The 21,150-nt window shown below is 30.7% G+C and carries 13 protein-coding genes; 3 read left to right on the top strand and 10 right to left on the bottom strand.

Annotated features, from left to right (window positions below; all coding sequences use genetic code 11):
- Nucleotides 1-15: 15 nt before the first annotated feature.
- On the bottom strand, nt 16-378 hold the full coding sequence (locus HYG87_RS10870; RefSeq protein WP_211533181.1) for a VOC family protein: 363 nt from the start codon (nt 376-378) through the stop codon (nt 16-18).
- 269 nt (nt 379-647) lie between these two features.
- Between HYG87_RS10870 and HYG87_RS10865 the strand changes: the two genes are divergently transcribed.
- Nucleotides 648-1,205 (top strand): PsbP-related protein, encoded by a 558-nt coding sequence (locus HYG87_RS10865; protein ID WP_211533180.1) that lies wholly within the window; start codon nt 648-650, stop codon nt 1,203-1,205.
- A gap of 168 nt (nt 1,206-1,373) precedes the next feature.
- On the opposite strand, the gene HYG87_RS10860 is transcribed toward HYG87_RS10865, so the two are convergent.
- Together HYG87_RS10860 and HYG87_RS10855 are read right to left on the bottom strand one after the other, a co-directional pair.
- Entirely contained in the window at nt 1,374-1,793 is a 420-nt protein-coding gene (locus HYG87_RS10860) for a hypothetical protein (RefSeq protein ID WP_211533179.1), read from the bottom strand.
- A 371-nt stretch (nt 1,794-2,164) separates the two neighbouring features.
- Nucleotides 2,165-5,950, bottom strand: a complete 3,786-nt coding sequence (locus tag HYG87_RS10855; RefSeq protein WP_211533178.1) for a hypothetical protein — start codon at nt 5,948-5,950, stop codon at nt 2,165-2,167.
- A gap of 386 nt (nt 5,951-6,336) precedes the next feature.
- Here HYG87_RS10855 and HYG87_RS10850 point away from each other — a divergent pair, with 386 nt between their 5' ends.
- Complete coding sequence (locus HYG87_RS10850; RefSeq protein WP_211533177.1) at nt 6,337-7,209, top strand: DUF3800 domain-containing protein; 873 nt, start codon at nt 6,337-6,339, stop codon at nt 7,207-7,209.
- A 1,079-nt stretch (nt 7,210-8,288) separates the two neighbouring features.
- On the opposite strand, the gene HYG87_RS10845 is transcribed toward HYG87_RS10850, so the two are convergent.
- The gene (locus HYG87_RS10845) at nt 8,289-9,311 is read right to left on the bottom strand and encodes a hypothetical protein (RefSeq protein ID WP_211533176.1); all 1,023 of its coding nucleotides are present in this window, start codon (nt 9,309-9,311) and stop codon (nt 8,289-8,291) included.
- A gap of 904 nt (nt 9,312-10,215) precedes the next feature.
- Here HYG87_RS10845 and HYG87_RS10840 point away from each other — a divergent pair.
- The gene (locus tag HYG87_RS10840) at nt 10,216-10,548 is read left to right on the top strand and encodes a hypothetical protein (protein WP_211533175.1); all 333 of its coding nucleotides are present in this window, start codon (nt 10,216-10,218) and stop codon (nt 10,546-10,548) included.
- A 549-nt stretch (nt 10,549-11,097) separates the two neighbouring features.
- Here the strand turns inward: HYG87_RS10840 and HYG87_RS10835 are convergent.
- The 6 genes from HYG87_RS10835 to HYG87_RS10810 all read right to left on the bottom strand — a co-directional run bounded on the left by HYG87_RS10835 (nt 11,098) and on the right by HYG87_RS10810 (nt 21,040).
- Nucleotides 11,098-11,712 carry a hypothetical protein gene (locus tag HYG87_RS10835; RefSeq protein WP_211533174.1) on the bottom strand — a complete coding sequence of 205 codons (615 nt, stop codon included), beginning with the start codon at nt 11,710-11,712 and terminating at the stop codon, nt 11,098-11,100.
- 88 nt (nt 11,713-11,800) lie between these two features.
- Nucleotides 11,801-13,519 carry an ATP-dependent helicase gene (locus tag HYG87_RS10830; RefSeq protein WP_211533173.1) on the bottom strand — a complete coding sequence of 573 codons (1,719 nt, stop codon included), beginning with the start codon at nt 13,517-13,519 and terminating at the stop codon, nt 11,801-11,803.
- Complete coding sequence (locus tag HYG87_RS10825; RefSeq protein ID WP_211533172.1) at nt 13,520-15,520, bottom strand: AAA family ATPase; 2,001 nt, start codon at nt 15,518-15,520, stop codon at nt 13,520-13,522.
- Between the two features lie 20 nt (nt 15,521-15,540).
- Complete coding sequence (locus HYG87_RS10820) at nt 15,541-16,743, bottom strand: restriction endonuclease subunit S (RefSeq protein ID WP_211533171.1); 1,203 nt, start codon at nt 16,741-16,743, stop codon at nt 15,541-15,543.
- Between the two features lie 6 nt (nt 16,744-16,749).
- Complete coding sequence (locus HYG87_RS10815; RefSeq protein WP_211533170.1) at nt 16,750-18,297, bottom strand: type I restriction-modification system subunit M; 1,548 nt, start codon at nt 18,295-18,297, stop codon at nt 16,750-16,752.
- A 34-nt stretch (nt 18,298-18,331) separates the two neighbouring features.
- Nucleotides 18,332-21,040: a type I restriction endonuclease subunit R gene (locus HYG87_RS10810; RefSeq protein WP_211533169.1), complete on the bottom strand. Its 2,709-nt coding sequence runs from the start codon at nt 21,038-21,040 to the stop codon at nt 18,332-18,334.
- Nucleotides 21,041-21,150 lie beyond the last annotated feature (110 nt).

Genomic DNA, 21,150 nt, shown 5'->3' with positions numbered 1-21,150 from the left:
TATTTTATCTCCTAATTATTCCATAATCTCTGGTTCAATTATGGATAAAACATTCCCCTCAGTATCCTCAAAGGAAGCGGTAATACCAATTCCCGGGATATACATTTTATCAGTTAGCATCTTTCCACCAGATTTTTCAATTTTTTCAAAAAACTCCTGGAAAGATTCCACGGCAATTACATTGGTTAATTTCTCATCCATTTCCTTTTTCATTATGGCCCCATCAATACCGGGTTCATCTTCTTCTCCAGTTTTTACAAGCCAGTAATCAAATGGACCCTCCCATTTTTCTATTTCCCATCCAAAAGCATTCTTATAAAATTCAATTGCTCTTTCCGGGTCGTCTGCTGGTATTTCAAAATGGACTACTCTTGGCATTTTTTAAACTCCTAAATATTTAATATATTATATGCGTTTAAAGTGATTTAAATTTTTAAAAAAGAAATTGGTGCAGCCTGAGAGGGCTTAAATATTGCTAAAATACTCCCTGATAATTATTTTAGAAGAAATATTTTTTCATTCCTTATACGAATGGATTTTCTAATCTGATTCAATAAATAGCTATCTTAAATCCGTATAAATATACAATGTTTTTATATTACTTTAATCAATTTAATTATAATTTTATTTAAAAAGGGAGGAAATTTATGAACTTAAAAAGATACGGGGGAGTTATAACTGGATTAATTTGTTTGATTGTTCTTATATCAGGATGTGTATCTATGGAGGATCTTACTTCGGGATACTTATCAGGAGATAATCTCAGTAATTCCACCGGTAAGATTACCGCCTATGGAGTTAGTTTTGAATATCCTTCAGGATGGTTTGCACATGCAGATAACACAACCGGGGACAATACGATTACAGCCAGCAAAGATTTTGGATTTAATAATGTTCAATTCCAGGTAACTGTATGGAATAACGATGGAATGTCAGAAGATAGTGCTGTTAATCTACTTAGAGAAAATGATAGCCCTGGTTGGAAAAAAATATCCAGTAATGAACTGACTATAGATAATAAAACCGCTTATGAAGATGTTTATCTGGTTAATGATTCCCATTTTAGTAAAATAATGAGGATATCCTCTATTATCCTTGTAAAAAATGATAAAAGTTACATGATGTTTCTACAGGCCCCTGATGATGAATTTGATAGTGAAAGGGCGAATTTTGATATTATTTTAAATAGTTTCCGGGTTTTGTAGATAAATTGAACCACTATCTCTATTTTAATATAGGATCTTACCTTAAACTTCTAAAATAATTTTATGAGCATGGATAAACGCTTAAAAGAATTTTAAAATATCTAATACTGCTAAATATTCTAAAATGAATTAAAACTATTTTAAAAGATATAATTAAATTATTTTTCGTTAGTTCTTAGCTAAAGACGAAACAAATTTAATAGAACTTTCAAAGATCCATTTATCTTTTAAATAATCTTCAGAATTCTCCCTATTTATTTGAATCCATTCCTTCATTTTTCGCCGACCTAATGGCTGAAAATGAATTATTCCCTCTTCTCCAACAAGTTCCCTGGCTTTATACTCGGGAAGCTTTATGCCTACCCCATTTTCATAAAGACATGCAAATAATTTCCCATTAACATAATATGCAGGATATCCAAACATTTTACCTGGCACCACAGCATTTATTTCCAGTAAAAACGAGTCAAGGACTATTTTATGTTCTAGATTAAAATTTAATTTGCCCATTAAATTCCCCCAAAACCTCATATAGCAGTTTGTGCACCCATAATGCCTAAAATAAGGCCCCAAACCATCTTCTTCCAATATACATTGGATGACAGATCAAAATCTTCTTTCATTTTTTCCCTCCAACAATTAATTGCATTATATATTATTAGAAACCAATCTAATCCGTTTTTTGTTAAAAATGTTGAAGCTTAAAAATAATTAATTTTTTTAGAGTATATTAAAAAACAGATTTTTTTTTGAGTTTCTATATTATTCATTGATCCAAAAAATTGGATATTTAAGGAAGTTCTTAACTATTTACTAGGGTGGTAGTTTACTTCGTAATATAATGGTAAAGAATCCGCTCAGCAAGGAAAACCAATTATTTAATATTTTAAATTTCCCCAATAAATATTTTTTTAAATATGAATTTAAAAAATTGGATAAAAATTAAAACCATGAGATTTTTAATATTCTAAATCCCATTTTTCAACTTCTTCATCTTCTATTTTAGCTTGATTATTGTAATCTGCCGCAATATCATATAATATTGAAGCTGTCTTTGGGAAGCGAATATTTAATTTATCTGCATACTTTTTATACTTTTCAGATAAAGCCTTTTCTTGTTTTCCCCCTTCATCTAATGACTTAGTAAATACTCCTCTTTTATTAGAAACTCCAATTTTAAATCCAGTATGTAATTTTTCACTAGGTATACTATCAATTATTTTACATATTGCTTCAGGAGGCCATATATCCTCTTCAAATTCTGCATTTGCTAATAATTGCCCAATCTGTATATCACATACATCAATTCGATCGGATTTTACGCATAGTTCTCTAGATTTATCTATCCATGATTTTAATATCGTATAATTTATTTGACCATTTGTACTGCCCGGTATAGATTTCCAGCTACGGAGCAGCTTTAAAGAGAGAGTTGCTCTTTGCTTTAATAGTTCTGGAGAAATATTTTCTCCATCATCATCCTCATTTTCATCTTTTCGTTTATATACGTGTTTAATAACCTCTAAAAAGAATTCAGGGTTATTAGTTAATTCGTTATGTAACATTTTAGGGGGTCTTCTACTAGTTACACTAGCAAGAAAAGCCAAATAATACCATTCTAACTTTGCTATTTCACTTCTTTGATAATTAGATTTATATAATTCTTCAAACAACTTTTCAATATCATAATAGTCAATTCTAAATTCATCTTCACTTTGCTCAGTTGCTGCTTTTTCTAATATTTGGATTATCAATTCAGAAGGTATCTCTTCAGCGTATAAAGCAGCAATATCGAGTGCGTTGAAGTACCTTTTGAATTTAACCATTTGTTTTATATAATAAATTTTATCTTCAGATTTCGCAGTAATGCCTCCAAAACCACATTTTTTCCAATATTCTTTTTGTATATTTTCATTGAAAGATTTCAATAAATTCCAAACAAACATTCTTGAGGGTAAAGCTGTAAAAAAATTAGCAATTTTTAAATTTGACCAATTTTCAGTTCGAGATTTATTAACTAGATTTTTAATCCATTCATTATCATTGAATGCTTTGCGGAAGATATACTCTTTAACAAAAATCATTTTGGATTCATTTTCTTCAAGTAGTGAATAAAGCTTTTCTTCTTCAATAGGATCTATATTATCTTCAGCTAATGTGCGTCCTAAGTAAATAGGTGATTTAATTCTCTCTGCTAACCGTACTAATCCTTCAAAGCCATATTCATTTCTAATCTCATTTAACGCATTTATTCTAAGTTTAATAAAGTGTTCATCATCATGACGTTTTACAATATCAATTCCTTCTAATAAATCAGGCAAACCATCAAAAAGCCAGCCAAACTTGTCAATCATATCCTCAGGTTCTAAAGATAGATAAATCTCTTCAAGATTTTTTAATTCTTCTTCTGGAAGCGCCCATTCTGCATCAGGATAAGATCTATGTCTAGAAATTATTTTTCGAAGCTTAATCCATAATTCATAGCGGTAGATCAAAATTTTATCTGTATCGCACGAAAGTCGTTCTCGTATCCTATTTCTTTCATCTCGTGGAAGTTCAGAGTAATTGTCTAATATTTTAACCCAACGTGCTCCATCATTACCTACATTGCTAAGTAATCTATTTACTATCTCTTTAGTGCCATCCATAATTTCAGAAATTGTAATTTTCATATCTGTTTTTTCAGAAATTTGTCTCCAAACTGGTTTAGACGTAGGATAACCAATGTCATGATTCTTAGGCATCAAATCAATTAGAAGATTCCATCCAATTTCAGGATATCTTTCAACTAGCACATCTAAAATGTCTAAACGTTTTTCTAAGGATGAATAAGTTTGAGGGTTCCACAAAAGAAAAATGCCACGCAAACTATTTTTGGGCCGATTAATCACTCTACTATCAGTATTAGGGTCATACTTTGCTAATTGCCCTAAAATCATAGTAACACGAGAAAGTAAATTTGGCATCCAAGCCAAAATTTCCAAAGCCCAGAGCAGACTTGAATGATTAGTAGATGGTCCTATTAAACCTTCGGATTCTTCAAATAAACACATAATCGGCTTTTCATCATATGTCAAAGAATTTTCTATTGCATCCATAAACGAAGTAGGGGATGCCTCAGCAATGAGTTGCAATACATCTAAAAGTGAATTCCATAAATCACAATCTGCTTTATGTAACAATTCCCTTACTAAATTATCAACCCATGTTTGAGAAGTAGTAGATAATGGTATTTTTACATCATCACCACAAAGAGCTATGAATATAACAGATTGACAGATCCCTTTCCTCAAAGTATCAGAATATTTTTGTATCTTACCACAAACTGCTGCCATCCAACGTTTTTCAGGATCTAATTCTAGTGAAGGATTCTTTGTTTTCAAAATATCTAAAAATATTTCCTTAAAAGTTTCAATATCCGAATGAGTTATAAAACGAGCTAAAGTATACCAGGCCTCTTCTGGTGATCTTAATTGCCATAAATCCCCAATTTTAAGTATAGGTGAATCAGGTTTGTGTTGTAAAGTATATAATTTCTTAGAAAAAGATTCATAAGATTCATTAGCTAATAAACTAATTATTTCTTCATCTGATTTTTTAGACTCAATCCAACTACCTGCTAACAACACAGGAAGTATATTTTTAACAGAATCAATTTTACCCCATTCTGGTTCTGTGTTAATTAATGACAATTGTCTTCGCAATATAGTAATCTCTCTTTTGGTGTCTTTAGAATATTTTTTGGCCATTTCTTCGGATATTCCCATTTCAATAAGTGCTGAAATAAATTGTTCTTTTCCAATACGTGAAAGATTAGTTGCACGGGGAATATTATTTTCTGGAGATAAAGGTACATAAACACAATGGCCTTTTTTTCTAGCTGAATGAAACCATTCAGTTTCATTAGGTCCAGCAATAACAATTAAGTTGGATCCACTAGTTATACATACATGTCTAAAATCATGAGAAGTTTCTGTGATTAAACTCCGAGACAAATGACTTTCTCTTTCTTTTTCAGGTAATGAATAAATAACAGAAGCTAGAAATGCTATTGATTCATCTTCAGTATCTGCTTGAACCATTATAATGGAAGATGGAGTTCTTAACCAATCTTGAACCGCTCTAATTTCATGATCTCTACTTGCCAAAATGAGGTTTGGTATTAAAGGAGGATTAGTGCTATTACTCCAATTTTCCCACCAGTGATCTAGTGAGACAACATCCCCCGGATATATTTGTAAATGCTGGGCAAACCATATACTAACCGCAATAGTTTGTTCAATCCAATCTTCTAAATTATCCGCATCATAAGCACGTACATCTTTCCAAAAAGATTCTTTTCGCTTTTCTTCAATCCAGATAGTTTTATCTCTCCATCTTCTCGGAGTAACAAATACGAAAGTTGTTTTAGAAGGATCTACATTTAAAGGATCTTTTTTTCTTTTATTATAATCTGAATTAGCCTTAATTTTAATGTCTTCACCACATCCTAATTCCCACACTGAACAACCATCAGGAACATATGTTGTCCCTTTGTAAACATTAAGCAAACCATCATAACCGGGATTAATTATACTTTCTCCGGCAGGAAACAAAATATAAATGATATCTTTAACTGTTGCATGTATTAGACGACGTATTAATAAAGGAAGATTTTCTTGACATTCTCTAGTCGAAGCCCAATTTTTTAAATTGTTTGCTTTAATACGTTTTATAAAAACACCCCTAGTTAAATTTATATTCATCTAATTGTCGTATAAATAGATAAATTATTGTTTAAGTATTGAATTTTTAATCTTATTGAATTTTTCAGTAGCATTTCTCTTAATAAATACATTCAAATTAATTTTATTCCACTTTTGAAAGCCCAAAGCTTCATTTTTCCATAAATCCATAAATTAATAATGTTTAGAATCCACTTGGTTAGAATAAATATTTACATATATTTTATATTAAAAATTAATAAATTTATGATATTTTGAAAACATATTATTTACTAAGACACAATTTACACTTTATTAATACATATTATTAATTCATTGGACTATCATTCATGATATTTTACTTAAAGAATAGTATAAATGATAAATTCTATAAATAACATAATAATAAGTAATTTAAAGTGATTTTCATGTTTGAAAGAGTAACACATTGTGCCTTTTCAGATGAGTCAGAATATAATACTGGTCAATATCAATCCATAGGTATGATTTCGATCCCTCAAGATGATTTAGAAAATATTGAATCAACATTTTTAAGCATTTGCTCAAAATATGGATTTAATAATTTAAGACATGTTAAATGGCATGAACTTCGTAGTGCGAATATGCGTTTTTGTGTTTCAGAAATCATCAATTTAACTATTAATTATGCAGTAAATGAAAAGTTACGTGCTGATATCTTAGTTTGGGACACCCAAGATAGTAGACATAACATTTCTGGGAGAGATGATGGAGAAAATTTAGCTAGAATGTATTATAAGCTATTAAAAGATGTTTTGATGAAAAGATGGCCTAAAAACTCTGTTTGGGAAGTATATGCAGATCAAAACAATATCATTGACTGGGAAAAGTTAGTTAAACTTCTTAATAATAAAGGATTAATTCAATTTAATGAACAAGATAAGGATGGTAATTTTAAATTAAATATTTTAAATCAGTATAAACTTAAAATAATACCATCTGCACCTCAAAAAAAACCCTTAATTCAATTAGCAGATATTTTTGCAGGTATGGCTATTTATTCAAGAACTAATTTTGAAAAATGGAAAGAATCAAAAATACCCCAAGTTCAAACTCGATTATTCCCCATCGAAATTAAACTTTCGAGAAGAGACAGAGAAAGATGTTTAGTGTTAGAAGCATTTAAAAATACTTGCAGTGGAAAAAAGATGGGAGTGAGTTTAAATAGTACCAAAGGCCTTAAAACTTGGCAACCTACAAATCCAATTAATTTCTGGTTTTATCAACCACAACATGAAAAAGATAAAGCACCTACACACTAATTATTAATTATTATCCATTAATCAATCAATCCTATAAATATGTTTGTTTTTAAATTAATTTTCTTTTTAAGTCTTTAAAATTGATTAGTCCTCTACAATCATTTATTTATTACAATCTCCACAGTCAACTCTCCCATTATTAGAAATAAAACTTCTATAATCAGAAAATTTATTTAACCATCTCTTCAAAATCAAATTCTTTAAGTTATATTGGTTTATTATCATTACAGAAAGAACAAGGCATAACATCCAAATTTTCATTGATATAAACTGAAAAAAATCCACATTCACAACTATCTATCATATTATTATCAACATTAGTATTTTTCATCAGAATAGGAACAAACAGGCATCAAATCCAACCCTAATTTTAGAATCTGTTTATTAATTAACTTTAAAAATGAATTGAGTAAATCATGTGATTAATAGAATCACTAGTATTCGCTCTACCAAATGGTTTATGTGTTAAAAAGATTATTGCATTAAATCTTTAAATCTATTAGATGTTCTTTAGAATCATCCATACAATACATTCGAGAATTATTTCAACTTCATCAATATTACGATTCAAGTTTTGAAATAATTTTCTTTAAAAGTGAAATTATTAGATTTTTTAAATATTCTTCTGAAACACTAAAATCCAAGTAGTAAATTCAGGTAGTTTCACTCGTATTTCATTCAGACTAGATTTTTTAGGGCCATAATAATTATCATACTCAATTTTACTACGAATATTCTGCATAGTATTTATCAAAGCATCCCATTTGTCAGGAGCTTCAATATTCTAAACATGATCTCACATGCACCCATCTAACTTTAGATGAGTATTCTTAATATCATTATCATCTAATCCACATTTTTTATTCCAACATCTCTCAATAACCGTTGAAAATAGTCATATAATGGTTATATGACCTATTCTTCTACTAACCACATTATCTAAACTTAGATTATCAAATGTATCAACTAGGTCAGGATATTCTTGAATTTTACCCATCTACACACCTTATTTTTACGAATGATTACTGTTTTATATATACTATAATTAAATTTAATTATTTTGTTTTGTGAATAATCAATTATTTTTCAATTAAAACATCAGTTCTAATTTGTTGGTTGCAGTTTTTACAAGTGTGAAGCATTATTTCTGTTTTTCCGTATTTCTCTAAAATAGTTTCAAAAGCTTTTTCATGACATTTTGGACATAATAAATCTTCTTCATCTTCTAATTGTTTTTCCCAGTCTTCAGTATGTTTTGCTAATATTTTTAGTCCAATTTCCATACATTCTATTCCTAAATTCATCCATTCTTCAAAATATCGAGAATTATAACCAAAAGGAATTGATTTTTTTGTTTTAGAATCTATATGAACTAATTTTTCATATTTTGAATGAGTGTATGCGGATAGAGTTCCAAATAATTGCGCTAACTTTTCTTCTTCTGTATTATTAATTTTCCCATTTTTCCTTAAATTTGTAATCATCCCATCTTTCCCTCTAAATCTTGGCATGTTCACGTGGGGTAGAGTCCGCCAATCATCAAAATTTTTAGTATTTGTGGAAAAATAATACTGCGCAACGACTAATTCTAAAAAATTTCTAAATAAATGTGCTGCTTGTTTATAATAAAAACTCGAAGACAAAACAAATGACGCTTCAATTTCAGAAATTGCATCTAATATCAGAGGAATGGAATAAAATCTAGATTCTTCTAAAATCCAGCTTAAATATGAATCAAATGCTGCAAAATAAGCTAAACATAAATTTAACTTTTTTTTCGTAGTTTCTGATAATACCAAATTATGGCTTTGATCTAATGATTCATAGAATTTCTGATTCCATGACAAGATGAATTTCATTAAATTATTATAAAACATAGTTTCTGCAACTTGATCAGGATCGGAATTACCAATAGAACCATCAGCAACATTTAAGATTTTCATCTCGGTTTTATTTAATTCCAGATAAAAATCATATAATTTAGTATCTTTTAGTTCTGAAAAATCATTAAATTCATCTAAAGGAATATATTTTAGAGCTTTATTTAATTTAGGGTATCTAGTACTGTCTATTTCTGCAATTAAAAACTCTTGCTCCCCCATAGTAACTTTACTATATAAACTCATTTTCATAAATTATATTAAGACTTTATTATATTAAGTATATTACATATATGGCGGATCATATCAAATACTTAATAGTCATAAATAAAAATAATTTTAGAATTAATTATTGCAGGGGAGCTTAAAATTTCTTTTCAAACACTGAATAAATTTAGAAATTACTATCCCGGATGGTCACGAATATCAAATTTCATGCGTATGTCTCTTTTTAGTTAAAATAAGATTATTAATTATTAAATAAATAAATAGTATTTATTGCTTTAATCATGTCGCATATTCGATAAATCAGGGTTACGAATCTGTTCAAGAAGAAAAAACAACTATAATATTTTTTATGGCTTTTAGGATATAGCTTTTTTCATGGTCCCAGGTTTGAAACCAGTTCTCGCGATAAATTATTAAAATAATTAGATCTTTATAAATTCTATAAAATTTATTAATTACCGGAACCCAACCCCATTAAAGAACCTCATAATAAGATTAATTAGAAAAAGGACATACTACGATAGATCACATAAGACAAGCTGTATATCCTACAAATAATTTAAATATAAATCAATAATTCTTTTAGCTGCAACCAGTAGTTTAAGAATTGGAGACATATGAAACACTAACCCATAGATATACAGGATCTCCTGAAAGTGTGATCGAAAGAGATTTACAATTATTAAAAGGTAAAGAGAATTTTCTAGATATCTTAAATGATATCATGAAAACTGAATTAACAGAAGATTATTGGAATATTACTTTACCTCAAAGATTATTTTCTTCTTCAACAAGGAACTATGCTTATAAAGTACATTAAGCATCCTTAATATTTAAAGATGTAAATGTAATGTTTTCAAATATAAAATTAAGGGATCATTTAAATCCATTAATTAAAATGAAGGAAAAAACGTTAGATTTACATCACTTATTCCCTAAAAATTATTTGAAAAATAGTGGAATAGATGAACAAAAGGATTATAATCAAGTAGCTAACTATATGTACCTCGAATACAAGGATAACATTAATATCAGTGATAAAAACCCAAAAGAATATTGGAATGAGTTAGTTAATAGTTTATCTGATGTAGATCGTGCTAATATATTAAAGAGTTATCAAGATACTTATGATTTGCCAGAAGGTTTCTGGAATCTTCAATATTTTGATTTTATTGAAAAAAGAAGGCAACTAATGGCTAAAGGTATAAAAGAATATTTCAATAACCTTTAACGAGAAGAAAGTCGTAGTAAAATGGTTGAAGAAAAAAATCTGATGAAGCAAAGCTGCAAGACAAGGACATAAGTAAAAAAAACCTTGATGCATATAGTACGGACACAAAAAATAACTGATGAGTCCCCAAAAAAGATTCAATAATATTATAAGTTATATGTTTATTTCGGTGATAATGTTAGTAAACTATACGATGAACTCAGTGATCTTCTTGATATCTTCATAATTAGTTCTCTGTGTGTTATATCGACCATTATGCCCAATTTACAGCAGTAAAGAGAACTTCACCGCCTTCGATCAGTTACTATCCTTAAATAGAGGATTTGCAAGAATATAATCAGCCTTTAAGTTTTTATGTTTATCAACATGAAGACTATCGCCCTATTGGATGTTTGAATCCATTACCCGGATTTCAAGATTGATTTTACATATTTGCCAAGTATTACGGTTTGATGCTTAATCATGATTGCAATATCACCCATTCAACCTTCATGAGCGTCTTCAAAAGCTTCAAAATTTAATAAAATATTTAAAAATAATAATTTTCAATTATAATTTAACCATCATCCCTTCACCACTATCAGGGCCATAAAGATTTAGCACAAATCGTGGTTGAGAATTTTTTAAGTTAAAAACTTTACCGTTCTGGATTCCACGAATATCAACAGATCTATTATCAAGATCTGGATGATTTAATATTAATAAGCGTAAACACCCTAAAGCGAATAGTGCATATTTTAAATTCCATTTTTCTATTAATTCAAGCTTATAATGTTTATAATTAGAATAATCTTTAAACCAAGTAGGGGTCTCTTCATCAAATTTTTCGAATGGGCGGATATCTACATTTATAAAATTTACATTTAATACATATTCAGTTAAATTATATTCTCGGACAATTATTTCCCTATAAACATCTATATTCTGATGCTTTCTTTTATGATCTATATCTGGAACTGTATCAAATCGTGAACATTCTAACATTAGTACAAACATAGTTTCTATTTCGGTACAAACACTCAAACAAAAATCCATAATTTTTGACGACCCAATATTATAACAGCAGTGATCAAAATCTTCATTCATCTCAATATATTCAATTAAATCTATAAATTCATTTTCTACTTTTTCATATCTTCTTTTAAAGTAATTATAATCACGCATATATTTACCTCTTATAAAATCGATAAAATTTTAAATTTTTTTCACTAATCTTTTAACAATTTAAATCTCTTCATTAGTTAATCTAAAATCATAAAAGCGTGGTATTTAATATTTCTAAATGGCGATAGAATGGTTTTAGGACGCATGATGGGTGTGTTTTAAACCTGCGCCTTGAATTAGAACTTGAGATAAGTAATTCTAGCTTTGCACGCGAAACTCCCACATTCAATAATTTTAAACTCTCCATCCAAGAGTTCTCATCTAAGCCATGTTCATTACATTTATTACAAGAAACGAAAAATGGCAAAGAGCCACTTTCAATACCGCAAACAATTACTTTTTGAAATTCTAATCCTTTAGCACTGTGGATTGTTGAAAGAAATATCTTATTTTTAATCTCTTTTCTAAGAATATCTCCCCAATTAATTTCTAATAGAACTTCATTTGAAAAAAGCAATATCTTGTCCTGTAACATCATTGAGACTTTATTATCATATTTTCTGGCAATATTAATTAATATTTGCAAAAGATCATTATCAATTTCGATGCCGATTTTCTTGGTTATATCTATTATGATTTCTTCTAAGCATCCTTTAATTCCAGCAGTTTTTTTTAATTCATTAAATAATGACTTATATTTTTTTTCTATTTCAATACCTTTAAAATCAGGTAAAAAAATGTATTCTTCTTTATTCAATCGTTTTTTTATAATGTCTAAATTATAGCCTTGTGGAGATAAAATGGCAATTTCATGAAGTTTCACATCATCTTTAAATTCTTTAATTTTTTCATGAATATAATGTGCTTCATCTTTTTTATTATCAAAAATGCAGTAAACAGGCTTATCACTTTGCGAGGGTGATAATGATAATGTTTTTTCTTCAATGAAATTGGATATTTCATCTATTAATTTTTTTATTCCATCTGAACCAAATCTGTGATCACCTTTAAGTTCAATTTTTTCAATATTGAAAGTGTTTAATAAATCTTCGATATTTTTAGGATTTGCTCCCTGAAATTCATAAATTCCCTGGTTAGGATCAGCCAAAATAAAAACAGGGCGATTTGGTAATGAAGAATCAATTCCATTGGCTAATAGTTCTAATAGTTTGAATTGTATGGGATTTGTATCTTGAAACTCATCAACTAAAATATATTGAAAAACAGACCTGTAATAATTTAGAATATTTTCATTATTTTTTAGTAATATATATGAGTAATAAAGAATATGATCAAAGTCTAATGCATTAATATTACGTAATTCGTCTTTGAACGCATTTAAAGCAGCTTCAAAATGCTTATCAAACTTTTTATCACAATAATCTCCATTTAATTTCAGTATTCGTTCAATTTTCCATATTTTATAACGATCTAACATTTTTTGGGCTGCTTTTCTTCTTTCATCATACTTACTCAAAGAAAAAGATCCTGAAATGCCAAGTTTATCTATAATAAGACCTTCTGAATCTAATTCTCCTAGAACAGAAAAATTCCTTTTTATGATAGCTCGATTACCATATGCTTTCAGAACAGAATAAGCAAAAGAATGAAAGTTAGTTATATGTACACGTCCTTTTGATCCAGAAACCTCTTTAATCACTCTTTTTTTCATTTCGTCCGCCGCAGAGTTAGAAAAAGTCAATCCCAAAATCTTATAGGGAGATCTGATAGCTTTTGTTCTAATTAAAAATTCGATTCTCTTTGCCATTACTAATGTTTTTCCTGCTCCAGGGGGTGCTAAAACTAGTAAAGATTTTTCTCTCGAAGAATATATGGCTTTTTTTTGATCATCATCTAAAGTAATCATTTAAACACCATGCAAATCTTTAGATAAAGTTTTTGCTTTTTCTATAGCTTCAATGAACTTTGAAGGAATTTCGTTTTCATCGAGGTTTTGAGCTAGCATCCTGCCAAATGTATAACCTTTTTCGCCCTTCATCCATTTTTTAACTATATAAATTAAATTATTTCTATCAGAATCGTTAATATGCTCTAAAACTTCATTCAAGGAATTTAGGGGATGATTTCTTAGATAACTAAACTCCTTAATTAAATCACCTTTTTGACTGCTAAATTTTTCAGGCACCTTCAAATCTAGAACTTTTAAAATCTTTTCGAGAGGACATTCCTTTAAAATTTCACATTCAAAAGCCTGATTTTTGTCTTTACCTATGAAGTATGCGTTATACTCATCTTTGAATTCATTTTCTTGATCTTTATCAATAATTAATACGTAAGGAATATCTAAATTCGAAAAAAGTCTAATATAATAATGTATCGTAGCAGCGCCTTGAGCATTTAAAATAGATATCCCATATTCATCAAAGCCCCCAATAACTTTTGAACTGAATAGGGGTATTGCTCCTTCTTCCGTTTGACCTTCTACAATGATAACACATCCGCTAAAGAATATATCGGCATTTTTTAGGAATATTTCATCTAAATAATAGTTTATTTGTGTTCTTTTTTTATTTTTTTTATTTTCCTGAACTCCCATTTCATCTAATGTTTTTTCAATGAATTCTTTTCTATTAACTTTAAGAGAATGTGGTTTCTGCTCTTTTTTACGAATTAAGTTAAGATTTTCTAGTTCAATAGACTCTATCACAAAAGGGGAGTGGGTCGAAATTAAAAATTGGAATTGGATTCCTTCACCTGTGAACTTTTCTTGGAATTTTTTTAATGATTTAATAAAACTTCTCTGTAAATGGGGGTGTAAATGGCTTTCAGGTTCTTCTATAATTATTATGAAAAGTTTAATGCCATCTTCATTTAATTTAGCTAAATTAAAAAATTTTATCAATTTTATAAATAGATTTATTATATTTTGATATCCCTCCCCTTGTTTAAAAATAGAATATCCTCCTAATTCAATATTTAGCTGTTTTATAAATTCATCATCATTTATAGGGATTAGATTTAAATCTATTTGTTCGAATGGTAAAATATTCTCTGTATATGAATTAAGAACATTCTCAACAGTTTCAATTTTATATAGATCTTTCATACGGATATGGAAGTCGTCCAATTCCTCCTTTAAATCAGTTCTTGTATGAAAATTTTTCATTAAAGTTTTAAGTTCACCGAATTTTTGTTTTAATAACTCATTACTTGAATTAGAATTAATAACTTTACTTAAATCTTCCATATTTAACTCTAAATCTTCCCATTCATCATTATTTAAATTTTGTTCAATTTTTTTTAAGTAAATTTTAGTTTTTACTTCAAGTTCCTCGAGGGCCTTGTTTTTTTCTGATATCTTAGTTTTTATCGTTTGTAAAGGTAAAGTTGATTGAGGAAAAAAAGACTTATAAAGTTCAAACATAGCACCAGATCGAGTATTCATTTCTTTGCGTAGATCTCGTGAAGCAGATATGTAATGGCACGAAATATGTTTCCTAAATTGTAATGAAGGCGTCATTAATTCTTTTTCTTCATCTGGTAGATCCTCTCTAATAAACAAGATGGATACATCAACATTTCCAACATCTTCATTCCAGTTTGCCTTTACTCTCAGTTTTACTTCATTAGTATCTGGGTTTTTAATACCCTCAAAATCAAAAAAAATTGCTTCTTCATCTATTGAAGAAAATATAAATGTAGCTTCAAAAATTATTGGAATTTCAGGATTATTAAAATCATTTCCATCGAAGTAAATTCTTTTTGTTGAGAATATTTTATTTAAAATAGTAAGCAAATTAGTTTTGCCAATATTATTTTCACCCACTATAACCTCAAAATCTGTTAAAGTCATCTTAAAATCAACTAAATTCCTAAAATTATCAACATAAATTTTGGATATTAACATTAGATACCTCCACAAAGACCTTAACAAAACATTTTTTGCAATAATCCTTTTTTGAAGTTATAATTTATTTGAATTTCTCCATTTAAATATCCTAATTTGTTATCTAAGGAAGATAAACTATTTGAAATCTTAATCTGTTCATCAAGACAGGGGAATTCAAATTTCATATTTTCAAAGCTTTTTTTATTTAATATCGGGGTTGCTGTAATACCTGCGAATTTTTTGAGTTTTTCAGAGTTCTTATCGATAATATAATACATAAATTCATGTGAAAATTCTTTTTTAGGAGTAATAGCATTAATCTGTTGATTAAAACTCCCATTTTCAGTTATAATACAATTTTTTCCTATACTAGCAATACAAGTTATTAAAACACTATTCTTTGAAACAATCCTAGCTTTTTTAATTCCCGCATCGCTTAATTTTCTCTCAGTTGATTTAATATATTTAGAAGAACTTATATCCGTCGGAGTGACCCAAAGATATGTCCCCTCATGATAATATTCTTTATTTTTAGTGGAAGGAGTGTTTCCAGTAACTATTTTTCCGGTTTCAGTTAACTTCTTTTCTTCCCAGTCAGGATAGTCTTCCCCATTTTCATCTTTAAACCGTAATTCCTGACTGAATATCTTCTGCATCATTCCTTTTTTATAAGCTTCCCAAAGCTCAAGTTTTTTCTCTAACTTCTCTATTTTTTCATCAACTTTTGCTAAAAAAAAGCCAATTTTCGCCTGCTCGTCAATTTTAGGAGCTTTAATTTTTACATCAAAAAAATCAGATTTGCTTATATTCAATAAGCCATCCATTCTTGCGCTAGAAGAAATTATCCTACGAAGTTGTCTGTCAATATATCCTCCAATAAAATATTGTTCGAAGAAAAGAGGATTCTGACCATTTAATGAAAAACTACGATACACATTAGGAACTAAAGCAGAATCGTGATTTTTTAATCTATAAATACAACCATAAGGGAATAATTTGGAGTTACCCCGATTATATGAAAACTCATTTTTTTTAAGAAGAACATACTTTTTAAGACTATTGCCCGCAATTACTTTATTCCATCTTTCCTTTTGACTAATAAAACCTACACTAGCAGATATAGTTAAAACATCTTCATTTACATTTTCAGAAGTCCTTTTTATTTCAGTAGATATTTCTTTAAGTTTGAATTCATCCCATTCCCCCTCAAACTCCGGAAACCTCAACTCAGGCACACTCATAACCCCTCACCTCCTAAAAACAGGGGCCTTAATACCCAGCTCAGCACAGTATTTTTCAATCTCTGCATCAACCAATTCAATCTCTTCTTCCAGGGATTCCAGTTCCTTAACCACTGCATTCAGATCCACCGGATCTTCCTCTTCAAAGGTATCCACGTAACGAGGAATATTCAGATTATAATCATTCTCCTGGATCTCCTCCAAGGTGGCCTTATGGGAAAACTTATCCACCTCAACCCTTTCACGATAGGTATCAATAATCCGATCCACATCATCCTCCCTTAAACGATTCTGATTTTTAACCTTCTCAAAGTACTTAGAAGCATCAATAAAGAGCACATCTGCATCATCTTCCCGGCACTTTTTAAATACCAGCACCACTGTGGGAATACTGGTCCCATAGAAAACATTGGCCGGTAAACCAATCACCGCATCCAGATAATTCTTCTCCCCCACCAGATACTTCCGGATAACGCCTTCGGCGGCACCACGGAATAATACACCATGGGGTAAGACTATGGCCATGGTACCGTTTTCATCCAGGTGATAAATCATGTGCTGCACAAAAGCAAAATCCGCCTTGGATTTAGGGGCTAATTTACCATAGGCACTGAATCGTTCATCATCAAGGAAGCTCTTATCTGAGGACCAGTGAGCAGAAAAAGGAGGATTGGCCACTATAGCCTCAAACTTATCACCAAAGTGACGGGGATTTACCAGGGAATCACCCTGCTGTATATCAAAATCACTAAAACTAACATCATGTAAGATCATATTCATCCGGGCCAGGTTATAGGTGGTCTGATTTAATTCCTGACCATAAAAATCAGATACACGAGCTTCACGGGCCACCCGCAAAAGCAGCGAACCAGACCCACAGGTAGGGTCATAGACGCTTTTAATCTTACTTTTACCCAGGGTCACGATACGGGATAGTATCTTGGAAACCTGCTGAGGAGTATAGAACTCCCCGGCCTTTTTACCGGCACTGGAGGCAAACTGAGCAATGAGATATTCATAGGCATCACCTAAAATATCCTGTTCCTGATCATCCAGCTTAAAATCAATCTCCGCCAAATGCAAAATAATCCTGGAAATAAGCTTATTTTTATCCTCCACGGATCTACCTAGCTTGGAGGATTGTAAGTCCACATCATCAAATAGATTGACAAAATCTTCTTCACTTTCATGGCCCGCGGCGGAATCACCAATACGCTTTAAGGCCCTTTCCAGGTCCTCCATAATAAACTGGCCATTGAGTGCTTCTGCCACCAGGCTCTGGAAAAGACACTTGGGTTCCAAAAAATACCCCAGATTCTCCAGGGCCTCGGCCTCAATCTCTTCCCGTAACTCCTTATCCTTGAAGGCCTCTTTAAAGGTTACTCCATCTTCTCTTAGTTCCTGGTTGAGGTAGAGTTCTATTTTTTCAGATAGGTATTTGTAAAAAATGAACCCCAGGATATAGTTTTTGAATTCATTGGCATCCATATTGCCTCTTAATTCATCGGCAATGGCCCATAATTTGCTTTCAAGTTTATTTTGATATTCTGACAATGACTACAACTCCCCATAAATAATATCTAAAGTTTTACCAGCTGAATTTATCCACTAAATTCATAATGTACTCTTTAATAGTTTTTAATTTGGATCTTCTTTCTTTTAAACCCATTATATCTGAAAATGATTCTTTAATAAGATTATTTTGCATTTTGCCTGAAAATTCATATTCAGATATAATATCCCTGGCTAGATCATCATTTAATTTCTCTTCTTTAATCAGCGTGTCAATGGCCTTTTCCTTTTCTTTTTCCAGGAAAATCTCAAAATTCTCCTCGATATGATCTTTATTTTCAATCTGAGGAATATTATTATCAATGAATTGTTCTATGAGTTGTACTTTACTCCGGAGCTCACGGGATTTTTCCATGGTGCCTATTATGAACTCCTTATCCTTTTCAAAGGAGGGGCTATTATAATCCAGTTCTTTAAGTAAGGTTAAGATATAGGTCACATTAATATCGTCTCTTCTTATGAGTTCTATTTCAAAGTCAATATCATCCAGTACCGATGTTTTTTCCACACCAGTAGGAGTATTCACTTCTTCATAAATGTCCAGGTATTTACTTTTAAAATCTTCAAAGGCCTGCTCCGGTATATCCAGATCTTCGAAATCAAATTCAGTGAATATGTATAGCCGGGTGATTAATCGCAATAATTCCCGGAAAATCTGCACAAACAGCTTCTTTTCTACTTCGGAGGGTAATTCATCCACATCATAAACATCAGGAGTTAATTCGAATAATTGCACCAGGACTTCATTAAAATCTTTTACATATTCGTCATAGGTTTTCATTAAAACTACTTCTGCTGCGTCTTCATCAGAATAAAGACGTATGGCATCATCAGTGAACTTTTTCAGGTTGCGGAAACAAACAATATTCCCCTGCTTTTTCTTCTCATTTAACAAACGGTTAGTACGGGAATAGGCCTGTACCAGGGTGTGATATTTCAAATTCTTATCAACATAGAGAGTATTTAAAAATTTATTATCAAAACCAGTTAAAAACATGTTAACAACGATTAAAATGTCAATCTGTTTGTCTTTAGATCTTTTGGCCACATCAACATAGTACTGGTCAAAGGTTTCCGTGGAAAAATTGGTTCCAAATAATTCATTATAATCTTTTATATATTCATCCAATTTCTCCCGGGAGTGCTTTTCACCCTTAATCTCTTCATTATCATCATAGGAGAAAATGGTGGCTATTTTCAAGTCATGATCCTTACTCTTAAATAGATCATAGTATTTTTTGAGTACATTAACGGAACTAACTGCAAAAATAGCATTGAATTCCCGATTATAGGTCTTTTTATCGTGATTATTGATTATGTACTCCACTATTTTTTCCAGCCGCAGATCTGATTCCATTACTTCTTTGCGGTCAATATCTTCTACTTCAATATCAATTACGGCCTTATTTTTATAGGTTCCCAGGTATTCCACGCAAAATCCCAGGACATTTTGATCATGTATAGCGTCTTTAATCACATAAGTGTGTAACTTTTCCCCAAATATGTCCCGTGTGGTTCTTTTTTTATTGGAGTTAACTGCAAAAATAGGGGTGCCGGTAAACCCGAAGTACTGTAGATTGGTGAAAAACCCGGTAATCTTCTTGTGCATTTCCCCAAACTGGCTACGGTGACACTCATCAAACATTAAAATAATCTTCTTATCCTTAACATCTTTTAATTTAATATCATGCCTATCCACGGCCCGGGTTAGCTTCTGAATAGTAGTTATGATTAACTTATTAGATCCAGATAACTGTTTTAAGAGTGATTTGGTATTATCTGTTCCATCCACCGCCCCATCACAGAAGCTGTTAAATTCCTTGGTGGTCTGGTAATCCAGGTCCTTTCTATCCACCACAAAGATAATTTTATCAACACCCTCCTCCCCTTCCAGGATCTGGCTTACTTTAAAAGAAGTAAGAGTCTTTCCACTACCGGTGGTATGCCACACATACCCGTTTTGTTTAGTATTGAGGGCCTTGTCCAGTATGGCCTCCACGGCATAGTACTGATATGCTCGCAGAACCATTAAGGCCTTATCCGTTTCATTAAGAACAATGTAACGGGCAATCATTTTAGATAAATGGCATTTTTCCAGGAAAATATCGGCAAATTCATCCAGATTGGAGATATTATGATTATCCTTATCCTTCCAGTAAAAAGAATACTTGAAGCTTAAATCTTTATTATTGGCATAGTATTTGGTGTTTACACCATTACTTATGACAAATATTTGCACATAGTTAAATAATCCCTTAAAAGAGTGGCGATGGTATCTATTTATTTGATTAAAAGCCCTTTTTAGTTCCACTCCTCTTTTTTTTAGTTCGATCTGCACCAAAGGCAGGCCATTAATCAGGATGGTGACATCATACCGGTTTTCATATTTTTTTCTCAAAGTCACCTGGTTAGTAACCTGGAATATGTTTTTACACCAATCCTTCTTATTTAAAAAACTAATATATTTTACCGGGCCGGATTCTCTTTTAAGCTCATACCTATCCCGGAGCTTCTTGGCCTTATCAAAGACGGTCCCACCTTCTAAGTGAATCAATATCTGATTGAATTCTTTGTCGGTGAGTTGGATATGGTTAAATTTTTCCAGCTGGGCCTTGAAATTAGATTTTAATTCAGTTTCATCATTTATTTGGACCCGCTGATATCCCCCATCTGCCAGTTTATTGATTAGTTTTGATTCCAGTGCTGCTTCACTTTGAGTGGCCATCTATTCTCCCCATAAAATTTATACTTATTCTATGGATATTTACACCCCATATAATAAATTGATATGGTTTAATGTTGCTATAACTCTCCAGTTTAAAACAGGTCAAATAG

This window comes from Methanobacterium alkalithermotolerans (assembly GCF_018141185.1).
Lineage (GTDB): Archaea > Methanobacteriota > Methanobacteria > Methanobacteriales > Methanobacteriaceae > Methanobacterium_F > Methanobacterium_F alkalithermotolerans.
Note: the sequence above shows the minus strand (reverse complement) of the source record. Positions and strands in the feature narration are given on the sequence as shown.

Coding starts and splice junctions, on each gene's coding strand:
- HYG87_RS10870 (WP_211533181.1), bottom strand. CDS start 378: ATGCCAAGAGTAGTCCATTTTGAAATACCAGCAGACGACCCGGAAAGA.
- HYG87_RS10865 (WP_211533180.1), top strand. CDS start 648: ATGAACTTAAAAAGATACGGGGGAGTTATAACTGGATTAATTTGTTTG.
- HYG87_RS10855 (WP_211533178.1), bottom strand. CDS start 5,950: ATGAATATAAATTTAACTAGGGGTGTTTTTATAAAACGTATTAAAGCA.
- HYG87_RS10850 (WP_211533177.1), top strand. CDS start 6,337: ATGTTTGAAAGAGTAACACATTGTGCCTTTTCAGATGAGTCAGAATAT.
- HYG87_RS10845 (WP_211533176.1), bottom strand. CDS start 9,311: ATGGGGGAGCAAGAGTTTTTAATTGCAGAAATAGACAGTACTAGATAC.
- HYG87_RS10840 (WP_211533175.1), top strand. CDS start 10,216: ATGAAGGAAAAAACGTTAGATTTACATCACTTATTCCCTAAAAATTAT.
- HYG87_RS10835 (WP_211533174.1), bottom strand. CDS start 11,712: ATGCGTGATTATAATTACTTTAAAAGAAGATATGAAAAAGTAGAAAAT.
- HYG87_RS10830 (WP_211533173.1), bottom strand. CDS start 13,519: ATGATTACTTTAGATGATGATCAAAAAAAAGCCATATATTCTTCGAGA.
- HYG87_RS10825 (WP_211533172.1), bottom strand. CDS start 15,520: ATGTTAATATCCAAAATTTATGTTGATAATTTTAGGAATTTAGTTGAT.
- HYG87_RS10820 (WP_211533171.1), bottom strand. CDS start 16,743: ATGAGTGTGCCTGAGTTGAGGTTTCCGGAGTTTGAGGGGGAATGGGAT.
- HYG87_RS10810 (WP_211533169.1), bottom strand. CDS start 21,040: ATGGCCACTCAAAGTGAAGCAGCACTGGAATCAAAACTAATCAATAAA.